The organism is Mycobacterium sp. SMC-8 (genome assembly GCF_025263565.1).
In the GTDB taxonomy this organism is placed as follows: domain Bacteria; phylum Actinomycetota; class Actinomycetes; order Mycobacteriales; family Mycobacteriaceae; genus Mycobacterium.
The window spans coordinates 279671-296323 of record NZ_CP079865.1 but is presented as its reverse complement, the minus strand read 5'-3'; the positions used below and the strand labels follow the sequence as shown (position 1 = coordinate 296323).

The following is a 16653-nucleotide window of genomic DNA, read 5'->3' as shown; positions in this document are numbered from 1 at the left end:
CTTGAGGGGCGCGGCTGGTTCTGGGCGGGGGGGGGGCTAGTTCTCGGCTGCCGGCTTGCGCCGCTTGCGTTTGACGGCGACGCTGCCCCACAGCGCGAAACCGCGGATGCGGACGGTCGGCGCGCCGGGAGAGCCCTCACCGTCGACGCTGTGATCGAAGCTGCCCATCACCGCGACGCCGCGGGTGTCGACGTTGACCTCCGGCGGGACCAGGATCGTCTGACCGCCCATGATCGAGTGGCAGCGGATCTCGACCTCCGGTGAGGTGAAATCGGCATAGCGCAGGTCGATGACCCCGCCGCCGCACAGCGCGAAGGTGGTGAGCCGGCGCGGCACGTTCCACCGGCCGCGACGTTCGAAACCGGTGAGGATGGCCAGCAGCATCGTCGACGGCGCCGGCCGGCACGGCCCGCCGCGGCCCCGCGTCACCGCGCCCGGCAGGTCCGCCGACAGCCGGTCCAGTTCGTCATGGGTCTGAGCGGCGTACGCCTTGCTCAGACGGGACTCGTATTCGGAGAGGCCGAGCGTGCCGGAGGCGGCCGCGTCGGTCAGCAGTTGCGCCACCTGAATCCGGTCGGTGTCCCCGGCGCGTAGGGATCCGTTTCGCGAGGCGGGGGTGCTCATCGCGACCCGCTGCTCTTCATCGACGGCTCCTCGCTGCGCACGCGTACATCGCCCCCGAGCCTACGACGAACGCCGATTCACGCAAGTGCCTTGACCAAACTGTGAGGTGTCAGCGCGCCCAGCGCGGTGGACGCTTCTCCAGGAACGCGAGCATGCCTTCGCGGGCCTCCTCCGAGACGAACAGCGCGGCCGACTGATGCGTCAATTTCTCTGCACGCCGCTCGAAGTCGTCGATCAGCGCCGCAGTCGTCAGGGCTTTCGAAGCGGCCAGGCCCTGGGGGGAGCCCTGCGCGATCGCCGCCGTCAATTCGGCGACGGTCGACGCGACGTCGGGGGTCGCTATCGTGACAAGCCCCATCTCGGCGGCGTCGACGGCGCCGAACTTCTCCCCGGTGAGGAAATACCGTCCCGCCGCCCGCGCCGTCATCTTCGGCAGCAACGTCAGCGAGATGATCGACGGCGCGACACCGATCCTGGCCTCGGTCAGGGCGAACGTGCTCGCAGCGCCGGCCACCGCGATATCGCACGCGCCGACCAGGCCCAGCCCGCCGGCACGCACATGCCCGTCGATCGCGGCGATCACGGGCAGGCGCAGTTCGAGGATCCTGCGCAGCAGCCGTGTCATTTCCCGGGCGCGGGCGGTGGCCAGTTCGGACGGGTCACGGCCGGCCGCCTCGCCGAGGTCGGCGCCCGCGCAGAACGTCCTGCCGGTGTGCCCGAGGACCACCGCGCGCACCGCGCGGTCGTCGGCGGCGCGGGTCAGCCCGTCGTGCAACTGCTCGACCAGCGCCGAGGACAGTGCGTTGCGGTTGTGCGGGGAGTCCAGCGTGAGCCGGGCGACCGCGCCGTCGCGCTCGTAGCGGACCAGGGTGCTCGTCATCAGTAGGACCGGGGCAGCCCGAGCGAGGTCTGCGCGACGAAGTTGAGGATCATCTCCCGGCTGACCGGGGCGATGCGCGCCAGCCGCGACGCGGTCAGCACCGAGGCGATGCCGTACTCCTTGGTCAGGCCGTTCCCGCCGAGTGACTGCACCGCCTGATCGACGGCCCGAACCGACGCCTCGCCCGCCGCGTACTTGGCCATGTTGGCGGCCTCAGCGGCGCCGGCGTCGTCTCCGGCGTCGTACAGCGTCGCGGCCTTCTGCATCATCAGCCTGGCCAGCTCGATCTCGATGTGGTTCTGCGCCAAGGGATGTGACAGGCCCTGATGGGCGCCGATCGGGGTCTTCCACACCTGCCGGGTCTTGACGTAATCGACGGCCTTGTTGATCGCGAAGCGGCCCATGCCGACCGCGCTGGCCGCGCCCATGATGCGTTCGGGGTTCAGTCCCGCGAACAGTTGGGCGATCGCGGCGTCCTCGGAACCGACGAGCGCATCGGCGGGCAGCCGCACCTCGTCGAGGAACACCTGGAACTGGAACTCCGGGCTGACAATTTCCATCGGGATCTTGGTATACGTCAAACCCGTTGTGTCGGTGGGCACCACGAACAGCGCGGGCTTGAGGTTGCCGGTCTTGTGGTCTTCTGTCCTGCCGACGACGAGCACCGCTTGGGCCTGGTCAACGCCCGAGATGTACACCTTCTGGCCGGACAGGATCCAGTCGCTGCCGTCGCGCCGTGCGGTGGTGGTGATCTTGTGGGAGTTCGAGCCGGCGTCGGGTTCGGTGATCGCGAACGCCATCGTCAGCGTGCCGTCGGCGATGCCGGGAATCCAGCGTTTCTTCTGCTCCTCGGTGCCGAACCTGGAGATGATGGTGCCGTTGATGGCGGGGGAGACGACCATCATCAGCAGCGCCGACCCCGCGGCCGCCATCTCCTCCATCACCAGGCTCAACTCGTACATGCCGGCACCGCCGCCGCCGTACTCCTCGGGCAGGTTCACCCCGATGAAGCCGAGTCTTCCCGCCTCGGCCCATAATTCGTCGGTGTGCTGCCCGGCGCGGGCCTTCTCCAGGTAGTAGTCCTGCCCGTAGTTGGCGGCCATCGCGGCCACCGCTTTGCGCAGTGCCTGCTGCTCCTCGGTTTCGATGAAGCTCATCGTGAATCTCCTTCTCGGCTTTCGACGCGGGCGAGTACGGCGCCGACCTCGACCTGACGGCCGGGTTCGGCGATGAGTTCGACGAGGACACCGTCGGCGGGGGCGGTGATGGTGTGTTCCATCTTCATGGCCTCCAGCCATACCAGCGGTTGTCCCGCGGTGACGGTGTCACCGGCGGCGGCGCCAACCCGCAGCACCGTGCCCGGCATGGGGGCCAGCAGCGAACCGTGGGCCAGCGCTGCCGCCGGATCGGGAAAGCGGGGAAGTGCCCGCAGGTGTGCCGATCCGCCGGGCGAGTCGACGCACACCGTGTCGCCGTAGCGGGCGACGTCGAAGGGGCGATCCACCCCCGACACCGTCAGCACCACCCGTCGCCCGTCGGCCGACGCCAACGACACGTCGTCGTGGTCGGCGATCGTGATCCCGTCGCGGGTGAAGCGGTACCGCACCTCGTGTGTCGAACCGTCGGCGCCCTGGTAGCTCTTGCACTGGAATCCCGACGCCACATTGCGCCAGCCACTGGGGATCCCGGGGAAAGCAACCGCACCGCTGCGGTTGGCGGCCGCGTCGGCGAGGGCCGCGGCAACGGCGCTCAACGCGACCGTGCGGGCGTCGGCCACGGGTGCGGTCAGTCCCGTCAGCCCGTGGGTGTCGAAGAACCCGGTGTCGGTGGCGCCGTCGAGAAACGCGGGATGGCGCAACACGTTGACGAGCAGGTCCCGGTTGGTGCGCACCCCGTGGATACGGGCCCGGGTCAGCGCGTCGGCCAGCAGCGCGGCGGCCTGCCCGCGTGTCGGGGCGTATGAGATCACCTTCGCGATCATCGGGTCGTAGAACACCGAGATCACCGCACCGTCGTCGACGCCGGAGTCCAGACGCACCCCGGCCCGGTCGATCAGGCCGAATTCGATTCCGGCGGTGGGAACGTCGAAGTGGTGCACGGTGCCGGGCTGCGGCTGCCAATCCTTGGCGGGATCTTCTGCGTAGAGCCGCGCCTCGATCGACGCGCCCCGCGACATCGGCGGCGTGGGCTCCAGCCGGGTGCCGTCGGCGACGGCGAGCTGCAGTTCGACGAGGTCCGCGCCGGCGGTGAGCTCGGTGACCGGGTGCTCGACCTGCAGGCGGGTGTTCATCTCGAGGAAGTAGAAGGACCCGTCATCGTCGGCCATGAACTCCACGGTGCCCGCGCCGGTGTAGCCGATCGCGGTCGCGGCCAGCCGGGCGGCGTCGAACAGCTTGTCGCGCATCCCCGCGACGCGCTCGACGAGCGGGGACGGCGCTTCCTCGATGATCTTCTGGTGCCGCCGCTGGATCGAGCACTCGCGTTCGCCGACGGCCCACACGGTGCCGTACGCGTCAGCCATCACCTGCACCTCGACGTGATGGCCGGCGTCGAGGTAGCGCTCGCAGAACACCGTCGGATCGCCGAACGCCGACTGCGCCTCACGGCGTGCGGCCTCCACCTGGGTGGGCAGATCGGTCAGATCGCGCACCACGCGCATGCCGCGGCCCCCGCCCCCGGCAGAGGCCTTGATCAGCACCGGCAGCTGCTGCGTGGTCACGGCGTCTGGCGCCAGCTCGTCGAGCACGGGGACACCCGCGGCGGCCATGATCTTCTTCGCTTCGATCTTCGAGCCCATCGCCGCGACGGCGGCCACCGGCGGACCGATCCACGTCAGGCCCGCGTCCTGCACCGCAGCGGCGAAATCCGGGTTTTCGGAAAGGAAGCCGTAGCCGGGGTGGATCGCATCGGCGCCCGCCGCGTGCGCTGCCGCGATGAGTTGGTTCGCGTCGAGGTAGCCGCGGGTGCCGTCCAGACGCACCCGGGCGTCGGCCTCGGTCACATGCGGTGCGTCGGCATCGGGATCGGTGTACACCGCGACCGTGCCGATGCCCAGCCGGCGGCAGGTCGCGAACACCCGACGGGCGATCTCCCCGCGATTGGCAACCAGAACTCGAGTGATCATCGATGTCCCTTCGCAGACATGCGGGCGCTCACATCCGGAAGACGCCGAAGTTCGACGTCCCCTGGATCGGGCCACCGGCGATGGCGGACAAGCACATTCCGAGCACGGTGCGGGTGTCGCGGGGGTCGATCACGCCGTCGTCGTAGAGCCGGCCGGACAGGAACATCGGCAGCGACTCCGCCTCGATCTGCGCCTCCACCGCCGCGCGCAGTGCAGCATCAGCGGCTTCGTCGACCTGCTGGCCGCGTGCCTCGGACGCGGCCCGGTTGACGATCGAGAGCACCCCTGCCAGCTGCGTGCCGCCCATCACCGCGGATTTCGCGCTGGGCCAGGCGAACAGGAACCGGGGATCGTAGGCTCGCCCGCACATGCCGTAATGCCCGGCGCCGTAGGAGGCGCCGATGAGTAACGAGATGTGCGGCACGGTGGAGTTCGAGACCGCGTTGATCATCATCGCGCCGTGCTTGATCATCCCGCCCTCCTCGTAATCCTTGCCGACCATGTAGCCGGTGGTGTTGTGCAGGAACAGAAGCGGGGTGTTCGACCGGTTGGCCAGCTGGATGAACTGGGTGGCCTTCTGCGACTCGGCGCTGAACAGCACGCCGCGGGCGTTGGCCAGGATGCCGATCGGATAACCGTGCAGGGTGGCCCACCCCGTCACCAGCGAACCGCCGTAGAGGGGTTTGAACTCGTCGAACTCCGAACCGTCGACGACGCGGGCGATCACCTCGCGCGGATCGAACGGGATGCGCAGATCCGGTGGCACCACGCCGATCAACTCGTTCTCGTCGTAACGCGGCGCGGCGAACGGCTGCGGCGCCGGGCCCTGCTTACGCCAATTCAGCCGCGCGACGATGCGCCGGCCGATCCGCAGCGCGTCCAGTTCGTCGACGGCGAAGTAGTCGGCCAGGCCCGACGTGCGCGCGTGCATCTCGGCGCCGCCCAGGGATTCGTCGTCGGACTCCTCGCCGGTGGCCATCTTCACCAGCGGCGGGCCGGCCAGGAACACCTTCGACCGTTCCTTGATCATCACGACGTGGTCGGACATGCCGGGGATGTAAGCGCCGCCGGCGGTGGAGTTGCCGAAGACCAGCGAGATGGTGGGGATGCCCGCTGCCGAGAGTCGGGTCAGATCCCGGAACATCTGCCCGCCCGGGATGAAGATCTCCTTCTGCGTCGGCAGGTCCGCGCCGCCCGATTCCACCAGGGAAATCACCGGAAGCCGGTTCTGGAGCGCGATCTGATTGGCGCGCAGGATCTTCCGCAGCGTCCACGGGTTGCTGGTGCCGCCCCTGACGGTCGGGTCGTTGGCCACCAGCAGGCATTCGACGCCGCTGACCGCGCCGATGCCGATCACCACGCTGGCACCGACGGCGAAGTCGGTGCCCCAGGCCGCCAGCGGGCTCAGTTCCAGGAACGGTGAATCCGCGTCCAGGAGCGCTTCGATACGTTCGCGGGCGGTCATCTTGCCGCGGGCGTGGTGACGCGAGACGTATTTCTCGCCACCGCCGGCCAGCGCTTTGGCGTGTTCGGTCTCCAGTTCGGCGAGCTTGGCGGTCATCGCCTCGGCCGCCTCCCGGTAGGCGGTCGAGCGGACGTCGAGCGCTGAGGTCAAACTCATGACTGAAATCCCAGTGTCTTGGCGGCCAGCGCGGTGAGAATCTCGGTGGTGCCGCCACCGATCCCCAAAATCCGCATGTCGCGGTATTGGCGTTCGATCTCCGATTCGGCCATGTAACCCATGCCGCCGAAGAGTTGGACCGCCTGATTGGCCACCCACTCGCCGGCCTCGACGGCGGTGTTCTTGGCGAAGCAGACCTCGGTGATCAAGTTGTCCTCTCCGGCGAGTTGACGTTCCACGACGTGACGGGTGTAAACGCGGGCGACGTCTATGCGGCGGGCCATCTCGGCCAGGGTGTTCTGCACCGACTGCCGGGTGATCAGCGGTTTGCCGAATGTCTCCCGGTTGCGGCACCACTCGACGGTCAGGTCCAGGCAACGCTGCGCACTCGAATACGCCTGCGCGGCAAGGCCGACCCGTTCGGACATGAACGCGGCCGCGATCTGCAGGAAGCCGGTGTTCTCCGCGCCGACGAGGTTGGCCGCCGGCACCCGCACGTCGGTGTAGGACAGTTCGGCGGTGTCCGAGGAGCGCCAGCCCATCTTGTCCAGCTTGCGGCTCACCTCGAAACCGGGGGTGCCCTTGTCGACGACGATCAGCGACACCCCCGCCGCGCCGCGCCCGCCGGTGCGCACGGCGGTGACGACATAGTCGGCGCGCACCCCGGAGGTGATGTAGGTCTTGGCGCCGTTGAGGATGTAGTGCGGCCCGTCGCTCGCCAGATCGAGTTCGGCGCGGGTGGTCAGATGCCCGACGTCGGATCCGCCGCCGGGTTCGGTGATCGCCAGCGACCCGATCTTCTCGCCGCGCAGGGTGGGCCGCACGTAGGTGTCGATCAGGTGTCCGTCAGCGGAGGCGACCATGTGCGGTACCGCGATCCCGGAGGTGAACAACGACGCGAACACCCCGCCGGGTGCGCCGGCGTGGTGCATCTCCTCGCAGATGACCACCGCGTCGGCGCCGTCGCCGCCCTCTCCGCCGACGGCCTCGGGGAAACCGGCGCCGAGCAGCCCCGCCTGACCGGCTGCGCGATGCAGGTCGCGGGGCAGCTCACCGCACCGCTCCCACTCGTCGGCGTGCGGCAGGATCTCGCGTTCGGCGAACGCCCGCACAGTCTTTCGCAGTTCTTCTCGCTCCGGGGTGGTCCAGATGCTCATCGAAGCGGCTCCTCCGCACTGGCTCGGCTCAACTCGACGGGAATCTGCGGGCACAACTCGACAGGTATGTCCCGGCACAACTCGACAGGTATGTCCCGGCACAACTCGACAGGTATGTCGACGGACCGGCTGCGCAGCCATTCGCCGAGCCCTTTGGCCTGCGGATCGAAGCGGGCCTGGTAGGCCACGCCCTTGCCGAGGATGCCGTCGATGACGAAGTTGACGGCGCGCAGATTGGGCAGCAGATGGCGGGTGATCGGGAGGCCCGCCGCCTCGGGGAGCAGCTCGCGCAGCTTGTCCACGGTCAGCGTGTGGGCCAGCCACACCCATTGCTCCTCGGTGCGAACCCAGACACCGACATTCGCGCTGCCACCCTTGTCCCCGCTGCGGGCGCCGGCGACCGAACCTAGGGGAATCCGGTGCGTCACCCCGAATTCACCAGGCGCGGGAAGTCCGGGCTCGGGGACGTCGGTGAGTTCCCGCGTCACCGTCGGCGCCGGGATGTCGACCCGTGTGCCGTCGGCGTGCACGGCGACGTGGGAAACCTCGCCGGCGGCGACATGGGCAGCGGTGAACACGCCGTACACCTGCCCGTCCCCGGGAGGCGCGGTGCTGGTGAAGCCGGGATAGCTGGCCAACGCGAGTTCGACTGCCGCAGAGGAGAACCGGCGACCGACCAGGTCGGGATCGGGGTCACGCACGACACAGCGCAGCAGCGCGCTGGCAGTCTGTTCGGTGTCGGCGTCGACATGATCGGTGCGTGCCAGCGTCCATTCCAGCTCGGCGGGTTTGACGGTCAGGCTCGTCTCGAGCTGGTGACGCACCAGCGCGGCCTTGGCCTCGATGTCCAGGCCGGTGAGGATGAAGGTGACCTCGTTGCGGAATCCACCCAGACTGTTCAGGGAGACCTTCACGGTCGGCGGTGGGGGCTCGCCCCGGACGTCGCCGATCCGGACCCGGTCGGCGCCGTCATCGCTCAGCCGGAGGGAATCGATGCGAAGGGTGGCGTCGGGGTTGGCGTAGCGGGCGCCGCCGATCTCGTAGAGCAGCTGGGCGGTGACGGTGTCCACCGTGACCGCGCCACCGGTGCCGGGGTGCTTGGTGATCACCGACGAGCCGTCGTGGTGAATCTCGGCGATCGGGAACCCGGGATGGGTCAACGCGGTCAGGTCGGGAAAATCCCGCGCGAAGAACGCATAGTTGCCGCCGGTGGCCTGCGCGCCGCACTCGATCACGTGCCCAGCCGCGACCGCGCCGGCGATGCGGTCGTGGTCGGTGGGCGCCCAACCGAAGTGCGCGGCGGCCGGGCCGACGATCACCGAGGCGTCGGTCACCCGGCCGGTGACCACGACGTCCGCGCCGGCGTTCAGGCACTCGACGATGCCCCACGCCCCGAGATACGCGTTTGCGGTCAGCGGCTTCCCCAGTCCGAGCTCGGCCGCGCGGGCCAGCAGATCGTCGCCTTCGACGTGCGCCACCGTGACGTCGGCGCCGAGCCTGGCGGCGAGCTCACGCACCGCGTCGGCCAGCCCCGCGGGATTGAGGCCGCCCGCATTCGCCACGATGCGGACCCCAGCGTCCTTCGCGAGCCCCAGGCAATCCTCGAGCTGGCGCAGGAAGGTCTTCGCGTAGCCGCGGTCCGGGTTCTTCATCCGGTCGCGGCCCAGGATCAGCATCGTCAGTTCGGCGAGGTAATCGCCGGTCAGAAAGTCCAGCTCACCGCCGGTGAGCATCTCGCGCATGGCCGACATGCGGTCGCCGTAGAATCCCGAACAATTGCCGATACGCACGGGCATCCGCATCTCTGCGGGCGGCGCATTCGTCACGCACACACTCCTGACTGTCGTCGGGCCAGCGACCAACCAACCGGTAGGTTACGGGGTACCGGCGGTATCGCGTCAAGGCTTTGGGCGGGTTTTCGTTCCCCAGTCTGCGACGCTGCTCCGCCGGGTTGCGGGGTTTCCGCCGACGCCGGCGCCGCGCCGTCCGGCGCCTGCGGGAAGGCCGCCGAGTTTGGAGCCGATCCTGCTCACCGGCTATCCTGAACCGCAATTGCCGGTGCGCGGCCGCATCCAGGCCCGCAGGCAGTGTGAACTGGTATCACCCCCGATAGATGGAGAGCTCGATCATGGCTGTGCCGAAGCGCAGGATGTCGCGCGCGAACACCCGTAGCCGGCGCGCGCAGTGGAAGGCCACCGCAACCAATCTGGTCGGCGTCACCGTGGCGGGTCAGCAGCGCAAGGTGCCCCGCCGCCTGCTCAAAGCCGCCCGTCTGGGCCTGATCGACCTCGACCGCCGCTAACTCTGCGGGACGGCGCCGAATTGGCGGCTTGCCTCTCAGCTCACTCTCAGACGAGGGGTTGAGACTGTGCCGGTGCGCATTCTTGTCGTTGATGACGATCGCGCGGTGCGCGAATCCCTGCGCCGCTCGCTGTCGTTCAATGGATATTCGGTAGAGCTGGCCCAAGACGGCCGCGAAGCGCTCGACCTGATCGCCAGCGATCGGCCCGACGCGGTGGTGCTCGATGTGATGATGCCGAGGCTCGACGGTCTCGAAGTGTGCCGTCAGCTTCGCAGCACCGGCGACGACCTGCCGATCCTGGTACTCACCGCCCGGGACTCCGTGTCCGAGCGGGTCGCCGGCCTGGACGCCGGCGCCGACGATTACCTTCCAAAGCCGTTCGCGCTGGAAGAGCTGCTCGCCCGCATGCGTGCGCTGCTGCGCCGCACCAGCCCCGACGACGGCACCGCCGAGTCCGCGGCGATGACGTTCTCGGACCTGTCACTGGACCCGGTCACCCGCGAGGTGACCCGGGGGGACCGACAGATCAGCCTCACCCGAACCGAGTTCGCGCTGCTGGAAATGCTGATCGCCAACCCGCGCCGCGTCCTGACGCGCAGCCGGATCCTCGAAGAGGTCTGGGGCTTCGACTTCCCGACCTCGGGAAACGCCCTCGAAGTCTACGTCGGCTACCTGCGCCGCAAGACCGAGGCAGAGGGCGAACCGCGGTTGATCCACACCGTGCGCGGCGTGGGATACGTACTGCGCGAGACCCCGCCCTGATGGCGGCCGACGGCAGGCCGTGGCCCGGACTACCGCCGGCCCCGCCCCATCCGGCCAGCTCGGTGTCCCTGCGATGGCGGGTGATGCTGCTGGCGATGTCGATGGTGGTCATCTCGGTCGTCCTGCTGGCCGTGGCGGTGTACGCGGTGGTCTCCCGCGCGCTCTACGAAGACATCGACGATCAGCTGCAGAGCCGGGCGCAGATGCTGGTGGAGAGCGGTTCGCTGGATGCCGACCCCGGCAAGGCGATCGAGGGCACGGCCTACTCCGACACGAACGCGATGTTCTACATCCCCGGCCGCGGCAAATACACCGCCAACCAGCAAGGGCAGACGCTGCCCATCGGTCCACCCGAGCAGGACGTGATGGACGGCAAGCTGTGGATGTCGTTGCGCACCGTCGAGCATCAACGGGTGCTGGCGCTGCGCCTCGACAGCGGCAACTCGCTGCTGCTGTCCAAGAGCCTCGCCCCGACGGGACAGGTGCTCAAGCGGCTCGGCACGGTGCTGCTGATCGTCGGCGGGCTCGGCGTCGCGGTGGCGGCGATCGCCGGCGGCATGGTCGCCAGTGCGGGGCTGCGTCCGGTGGCCCGGCTGACGCAGGCTGCCGAGCGTGTCGCGCGCACCGACGACCTGCGCCCGATACCGGTGGTCGGCAACGACGAACTCGCCCGCCTCACCGAGACGTTCAACATGATGCTGCGGGCCCTGGCCGAGTCCCGGGAACGCCAGGCGCGCCTGGTCGCCGACGCCGGCCACGAGTTGCGGACGCCGCTGACCTCGATGCGCACCAATGTCGAGCTGTTGATGGAGTCGATGAAGCCGGGAGCGCCGCGGATACCGGACGAGGACATGGCCGAGCTGCGCGCCGACGTCATCGCCCAGATCGAGGAGATGTCTACCCTGGTGGGTGACCTGGTGGACCTGACCCGCGGCGACGCCGGATTCACGGTCCACGAGACGGTCGAGCTCACCGACGTGATCGACCGTTCGCTGGAGCGGGTGCGCCGGCGCCGCAACGACATCGAGTTCGACCTGTCGGTAATGCCGTGGCAGGTCTTCGGCGACGCGGCCGGACTGGGCCGGGCGGTGCTGAACCTGCTCGACAACGCGGCCAAGTGGAGTCCGCCGGGAGCGCATGTCGGCGTTCGCCTGGTCCAGATCGACTCCACGCACGCCGAATTGGTGGTGTCCGACCACGGGCCCGGCATCGCGCCGCAGGAACGCGCGCTGGTGTTCGAGCGCTTCTTCCGGTCGACCTCGGCGCGCGCGATGCCCGGCTCGGGTCTCGGCCTCGCGATCGTCAAACAGGTGGTGCTCAAACACGGCGGCTCGGTGAACGTCGGCGAGACGGTCCCGGGCGGCCAGCCGCCGGGCACCTCCATGCATGTGGTGCTCCCGGGCCGGCCGTCGCCCGCCGGCGCCGATCCGGCCGAGGAGTAGCGGTCATAGAACGCGACACGCGGGGTACACCCGACGTGAACGCGATCGGTCGTTGACGATGATTGAGCCGAAAGTTTTCGGAACGGCAATCCTTCTCTAAGCCGATTCTCAGCACGTTTCGGCAGGCTGAGCTAGCAACCTTCATTGTTCCTAGTGACGACACCGACTCCAGGAAGAGCACTGCAGCGACATGACCAACCACCCGAGGTATTCGCCCACTCAGCAACAGGGGCACCAGTCCGGTTATCCCGGGCAGGCGGCCCCCGGCCATCACGGCCCGCCGACGGGTGCCTACGAGCAACAGGGCAATGGTGGTTGGGACTGGCGGTACGCCACCGAGCACCAGCGCCAAGCGTTCCGTTCGCCCTATGACCCGTATGCGGGTGCGCCCGTCACCGGCCAGTACCCGCGGCCCGGGATGCCCGCGCCGGCGGCGCGAGGACAGAAGAAGCGGTCCCGTACCGCGGCGCTCGCCGCGGGGGCAGTGGCCCTGGCGATGGTCTCGGGCGGTATCGGCGGAGGCGTCGCGATGCTGGTGCACCCCGACCACAATCTCACCGGGATCAGCGCGTCGGGGGCGGCGCCGAGCGTGCCCGCCGCAAGCGCCCCGGCCGGATCGGTGGAGGCGGTCGCCGCCAAGGTCGTGCCCAGCGTGGTCAAGCTCGAGGTCAACCAGGGCAGAGCCTCAGAGGAAGGGTCGGGGGTGATCCTGTCCTCGGACGGGCTGATCCTGACCAACAACCACGTGGTGGCCAGCGCGCAGGGCAACGCCGGCGGTCCCGGCGGTCCCGCACAGACCAAGGTGACCTTCTTCGACGGCAAGACCGCGGAGTTCACGGTCATCGGCACCGATCCCAGCAGCGACATCGCGGTCGTGCGAGCCAGGAACGTGTCCGATCTGACGCCGATCACGGTCGGCTCCTCGGCCGATCTGCGCGTGGGGCAGGACGTGGTGGCCATCGGCTCCCCGCTCGGGCTGGAGGGCACGGTCACCACAGGGATCATCAGCGCGCTGAACCGCCCGGTCGCGGCCGGCGGCGACGCACGCAACCAGAACACCGTGCTCGACGCGATCCAGACCGACGCGGCGATCAACCCGGGTAACTCCGGCGGGGCCCTGGTCAACATGAACGGTGAGCTCGTCGGCATCAACTCTGCGATCGCCACGCTGGGCGCCGACGCCGGCGGACCGCAGGGCGGTTCGATCGGGCTCGGTTTCGCGATCCCGGTAGACCAGGCCAAGCGGATCGCCGACGAGATCATCAAGACCGGATCGGCATCCCGCGCCTCGCTGGGCGTGCAGGTCGGCAACGAGGCCGGGGTGGACGGCGCGAAGATCGTCGAGGTCACCGCGGGCGGGGCGGCATCGGCTGCCGGGCTGCCCGGCGGAGTGATCGTCACCAAGCTCGACGACCGGGTGATCAGCAGCGCCGACGCGCTGGTCGCCGCGGTGCGGTCGAAAGCCCCCGGCGACAAGGTCACCCTGACCTTCATCGACCCGTCGGGCCGGACTCAATCTGTGGACGTGACGCTCGGCAAGGCCAGCCAGTGAGACCGTCAGCGGGGCAGGGTCGCCCCGACCTGCGAGTGGCTGCGCCGGTGTCCGGACCGAGATATACGGTTGAGCTCATGGAACAGCCTCATGCGTTGGTCGGACGGGCCCTGGTCGTCGTCGTCGATGACCGCACCGCCCACGGTGACGAAGAGGACCACAGCGGTCCGCTGGTCACCGAACTGCTCGGGGAGGCGGGATTCGTCGTCGACGGTGTCGTCGTGGTGTCCTCCGATGAGGTGGAGATCCGCAACGCCCTGAACACCGCCGTCATCGGCGGGGTGGACCTCGTCGTCTCCGTCGGCGGCACCGGCGTGACGCCGCGCGACGTCACCCCCGAGTCGACCCGTGAGCTCCTCGACCGGGAACTGTTGGGTATTTCCGAGGCTCTCCGTGCCTCCGGCCTGGCGGCGGGAATCATCGACGCGGGAGTCTCCCGTGGGCTCGCCGGGATCTCCGGCAGCACCCTGGTGGTCAACCTGGCCGGATCCCGCGCGGCCGTCCGCGACGGCATGGCGACCCTCGGGCCGCTGGCCGGGCAGATCATCGCTCAGCTATCCAGTTTGGAGATCTAAGCGGGTTGCCTGCGCTCTCGTTTGTTCACAACGGCGATGCGACGGCGCGACGCGAGCCCTTGCCGGCCCGCGTCGCGCCTAACCGTCGTAACCGCGCCCTACCTGCGGTATTACGAGCAGGTGAACAGGCGACGCAAGCAAACTGTGATCTTCATCACTTCAGGATCGGTATGTGATGCAAGATCGGAAGAGGCCGCAAGACCTAGTTAACAGCGTCTTCGGCGAGGCGTTCCCCGAGGTATCACCTGAGGAGCGCGAACCGGTTTCGCCAGAGGATGACGCAGACCATGATCGCTGGCTGCGCGACAACGTCCCGCCCCACCACGACTGACCTGTGTTTTCGCAATAGCACCAGCAGGTGACTTGCGTAACGGACCTGGACCCGCCGGCGAATAGCTGAGTGCGGGGTCACAATCCGCGACGGTTTCCCTAGCCTTACTCCGTGGTCGCACGGATGGGGACGGGGGTCGGCGGGGGTTATCCAGCAAACGACGGGCAGCGAGCGGTTCCGGTCCACACCACCCGGAGCTCCGCGTTGCCGGTCCGATGCCTCCCCGTTATGTTCCTCATGTCAACGATTAGTGAATCGTAAGAACGACATGTGAGGTTTTTAATTCTCCTCACATGAAAGTCTTGCGAGGTGTGTGGTGTAAGCGGTAGCCAGGCACGGACAGAGCGAAGCCCCGCCGGGGCTTTGTGCGACAGAGCAGGGAGAAGATGAAGGCAATCAGTCGGGTGCTAATCGCGATGGTCGCGTCCATCGCGGCTTTGTTCGTGAGCACTGGCACCTCTCACGCAGGGCTGGACAACGAGCTGAGCCTGGTCGACGGCCAGGGCCGGACGTTGACGATCCAGCAGTGGGACACGTTCCTCAACGGCGTGTTTCCGTTGGACCGCAACCGCCTGACCCGTGAGTGGTTCCACTCGGGCAAGGCGACCTACATCGTGGCCGGCGAGGGTGCCGATGACTTCGAGGGCACGCTGGAGCTGGGTTACCAGGTCGGCTTCCCGTGGTCGCTGGGTGTGGGCATCAACTTCAGCTACACCACCCCGAACATCGCGTTCGACGGCTGGGGCCTGGACGACAACCTGGCTGACAGCATCGTGACCCCGCCGCTGTTCCCGGGTGTGTCGATCTCGGCGGATCTGGGCAACGGCCCGGGTATCCAGGAGGTCGCGACCTTCTCGGTGGACGTGGCCGGCCCGACCGGTTCGGTGGCGGTGTCCAACGCCCACGGCACGGTGACCGGTGCTGCCGGTGGTGTGCTGCTGCGTCCGTTCGCCCGCCTGATCTCGTCGACCGGTGACAGCGTCACCACCTACGGCGAGCCCTGGAACATGAACTGACCTGTAGTTCCGGTGATCGGCCCCCGGCTCACATCCGGGGGCTGATCTCACCAAGCACGTTCTCTCGGTTTTCCCAGGCGCAGATGTTCGACCCCAACACAAACGAAGGAAGAAGATGAAGGCAATCACCCGGGTGCTGATCGCGATGGTCGCGTCCATCGCGGCGTTGTTCGTGAGCACTGGCACTTCGCACGCAGGGCTGGACAACGAGCTGAGCCTGGTCGACGGCCAGGGCCGGACGTTGACGATCCAGCAGTGGGACACGTTCCTCAACGGCGTGTTTCCGTTGGACCGCAACCGCCTGACCCGTGAGTGGTTCCACTCGGGCAAGGCGACCTACATCGTGGCCGGCGAGGGTGCCGATGACTTCGAGGGCACGCTGGAGCTGGGTTACCAGGTCGGCTTCCCGTGGTCGCTGGGTGTGGGCATCAACTTCAGCTACACCACCCCGAACATCGCGTTCGACGGCTGGGGCCTGGACGGCAACCTGGCTGACAGCATCGTGACCCCGCCGCTGTTCCCGGGTGTGTCGATCTCGGCGGATCTGGGCAACGGCCCGGGTATCCAGGAGGTCGCGACCTTCTCGGTGGACGTGGCCGGCCCGACCGGTTCGGTGGCGGTGTCCAACGCCCACGGCACGGTGACCGGTGCTGCCGGTGGTGTGCTGCTGCGTCCGTTCGCCCGCCTGATCTCGTCGACCGGTGACAGCGTCACCACCTACGGCGAGCCCTGGAACATGAACTGACACAAGGTTCTACAGAGACGGCCCCCGGCGATGTGCCGGGGGCCGTTTCGTGTCTTGGGAGACTTCCTCATTCCTCGGAATGGTCCTGCACACCCTTGCCGGCGTGCTTGCCGACCGCGGCGCCGGCGTCGCCATTGGTGCGCAGCAAGTCGCGGATCTCGGTCAACAACGTCAGCTCGGTCTCGGCCGACTCCACCTTCTTGTCGCGCTCCCGGATCTTCTTGAACGGCACCACGATCACGAAGTAGATGACGGCGGCGACGATGAGGAAGTTGATCGCTGCCGACAGCACCGCGTTGAGGTCGACGAACTGGTCGCCGCCCAACGGGATTCGCAGGATGCCGTACTCGGTCTCGGGGCCCGCGCCGATCCGGTCGATGAGCGGCTGGATGACGTTCTCGGTGAAGGCAGTCACCAGGCCGGTGAACGCGGCGCCGATGACGACGGCGACGGCGAGGTCGATGACATTTCCCCGCGCGATGAACTCCTTGAACCCCTTCAACATGAAGGTCACCCCTTTCG

Annotated in this window: 15 protein-coding genes; 7 read left to right on the top strand and 8 right to left on the bottom strand. The window is 68.3% G+C overall.

Annotated features, from left to right (window positions below; all coding sequences use genetic code 11):
- Positions 1-36 precede the first annotated feature (36 nt).
- The 7 genes from KXD97_RS01560 to KXD97_RS01530 form a co-directional block, all read right to left on the bottom strand.
- Positions 37-624 carry a DUF1707 domain-containing protein gene (locus KXD97_RS01560; protein ID WP_260755137.1) on the bottom strand — a complete coding sequence of 196 codons (588 nt, stop codon included), beginning with the start codon at positions 622-624 and terminating at the stop codon, positions 37-39.
- A 109-nt stretch (positions 625-733) separates the two neighbouring features.
- Complete coding sequence (locus tag KXD97_RS01555; protein WP_260755136.1) at positions 734-1504, bottom strand: enoyl-CoA hydratase family protein; 771 nt, start codon at positions 1502-1504, stop codon at positions 734-736.
- Positions 1504-2661 carry an acyl-CoA dehydrogenase family protein gene (locus tag KXD97_RS01550; protein ID WP_260755135.1) on the bottom strand — a complete coding sequence of 386 codons (1158 nt, stop codon included), beginning with the start codon at positions 2659-2661 and terminating at the stop codon, positions 1504-1506. The genes KXD97_RS01555 and KXD97_RS01550 overlap by 1 nt, the downstream gene beginning before the upstream one ends.
- A complete protein-coding gene (locus KXD97_RS01545; RefSeq protein ID WP_260755134.1) occupies positions 2658-4628 on the bottom strand; it encodes a biotin carboxylase N-terminal domain-containing protein in 1971 nt (656 codons plus the stop codon). The genes KXD97_RS01550 and KXD97_RS01545 overlap by 4 nt, the downstream gene beginning before the upstream one ends.
- A 28-nt stretch (positions 4629-4656) precedes the next feature.
- Positions 4657-6249, bottom strand: coding sequence for an acyl-CoA carboxylase subunit beta (locus tag KXD97_RS01540; protein WP_260755133.1), 1593 nt, complete (start codon positions 6247-6249; stop codon positions 4657-4659).
- Entirely contained in the window at positions 6246-7406 is a 1161-nt protein-coding gene (locus tag KXD97_RS01535) for an acyl-CoA dehydrogenase family protein (protein WP_260755132.1), read from the bottom strand. Before KXD97_RS01535 ends, KXD97_RS01540 begins: the two co-directional genes overlap by 4 nt.
- Positions 7403-9196, bottom strand: a complete 1794-nt coding sequence (locus KXD97_RS01530) for an acyclic terpene utilization AtuA family protein (RefSeq protein WP_260758267.1) — start codon at positions 9194-9196, stop codon at positions 7403-7405. The genes KXD97_RS01535 and KXD97_RS01530 overlap by 4 nt, the downstream gene beginning before the upstream one ends.
- 338 nt (positions 9197-9534) lie before the next feature.
- Here KXD97_RS01530 and rpmF point away from each other — a divergent pair, with 338 nt between their 5' ends.
- The 7 genes from rpmF to KXD97_RS01495 all read left to right on the top strand — a co-directional run bounded on the left by rpmF (position 9535) and on the right by KXD97_RS01495 (position 16131).
- Entirely contained in the window at positions 9535-9708 is a 174-nt protein-coding gene (gene rpmF / locus KXD97_RS01525; protein ID WP_003930126.1) for a 50S ribosomal protein L32, read from the top strand.
- Between the two features lie 72 nt (positions 9709-9780).
- The gene (locus tag KXD97_RS01520) at positions 9781-10470 is read left to right on the top strand and encodes a response regulator transcription factor (RefSeq protein WP_260755131.1); all 690 of its coding nucleotides are present in this window, start codon (positions 9781-9783) and stop codon (positions 10468-10470) included.
- Positions 10470-11912, top strand: coding sequence for a cell wall metabolism sensor histidine kinase WalK (locus tag KXD97_RS01515; protein WP_260755130.1), 1443 nt, complete (start codon positions 10470-10472; stop codon positions 11910-11912). The genes KXD97_RS01520 and KXD97_RS01515 overlap by 1 nt, the downstream gene beginning before the upstream one ends.
- A 190-nt stretch (positions 11913-12102) precedes the next feature.
- Positions 12103-13464, top strand: coding sequence for a S1C family serine protease (locus KXD97_RS01510; RefSeq protein WP_260755129.1), 1362 nt, complete (start codon positions 12103-12105; stop codon positions 13462-13464).
- Positions 13465-13493: 29 nt separating this feature from the next.
- Positions 13494-14039 carry a molybdenum cofactor biosynthesis protein B gene (locus KXD97_RS01505; protein WP_260758266.1) on the top strand — a complete coding sequence of 182 codons (546 nt, stop codon included), beginning with the start codon at positions 13494-13496 and terminating at the stop codon, positions 14037-14039.
- Between the two features lie 717 nt (positions 14040-14756).
- Entirely contained in the window at positions 14757-15386 is a 630-nt protein-coding gene (locus KXD97_RS01500) for an MspA family porin (RefSeq protein WP_260755128.1), read from the top strand.
- A gap of 115 nt (positions 15387-15501) precedes the next feature.
- The gene (locus KXD97_RS01495; RefSeq protein ID WP_260755127.1) at positions 15502-16131 is read left to right on the top strand and encodes an MspA family porin; all 630 of its coding nucleotides are present in this window, start codon (positions 15502-15504) and stop codon (positions 16129-16131) included.
- 67 nt (positions 16132-16198) lie between these two features.
- Here KXD97_RS01495 and mscL read toward each other — a convergent pair whose 3' ends face one another.
- Positions 16199-16636, bottom strand: a complete 438-nt coding sequence (gene mscL / locus KXD97_RS01490; RefSeq protein WP_260755126.1) for a large-conductance mechanosensitive channel protein MscL — start codon at positions 16634-16636, stop codon at positions 16199-16201.
- Between the last annotated feature and the right edge of the window lie 17 nt (positions 16637-16653).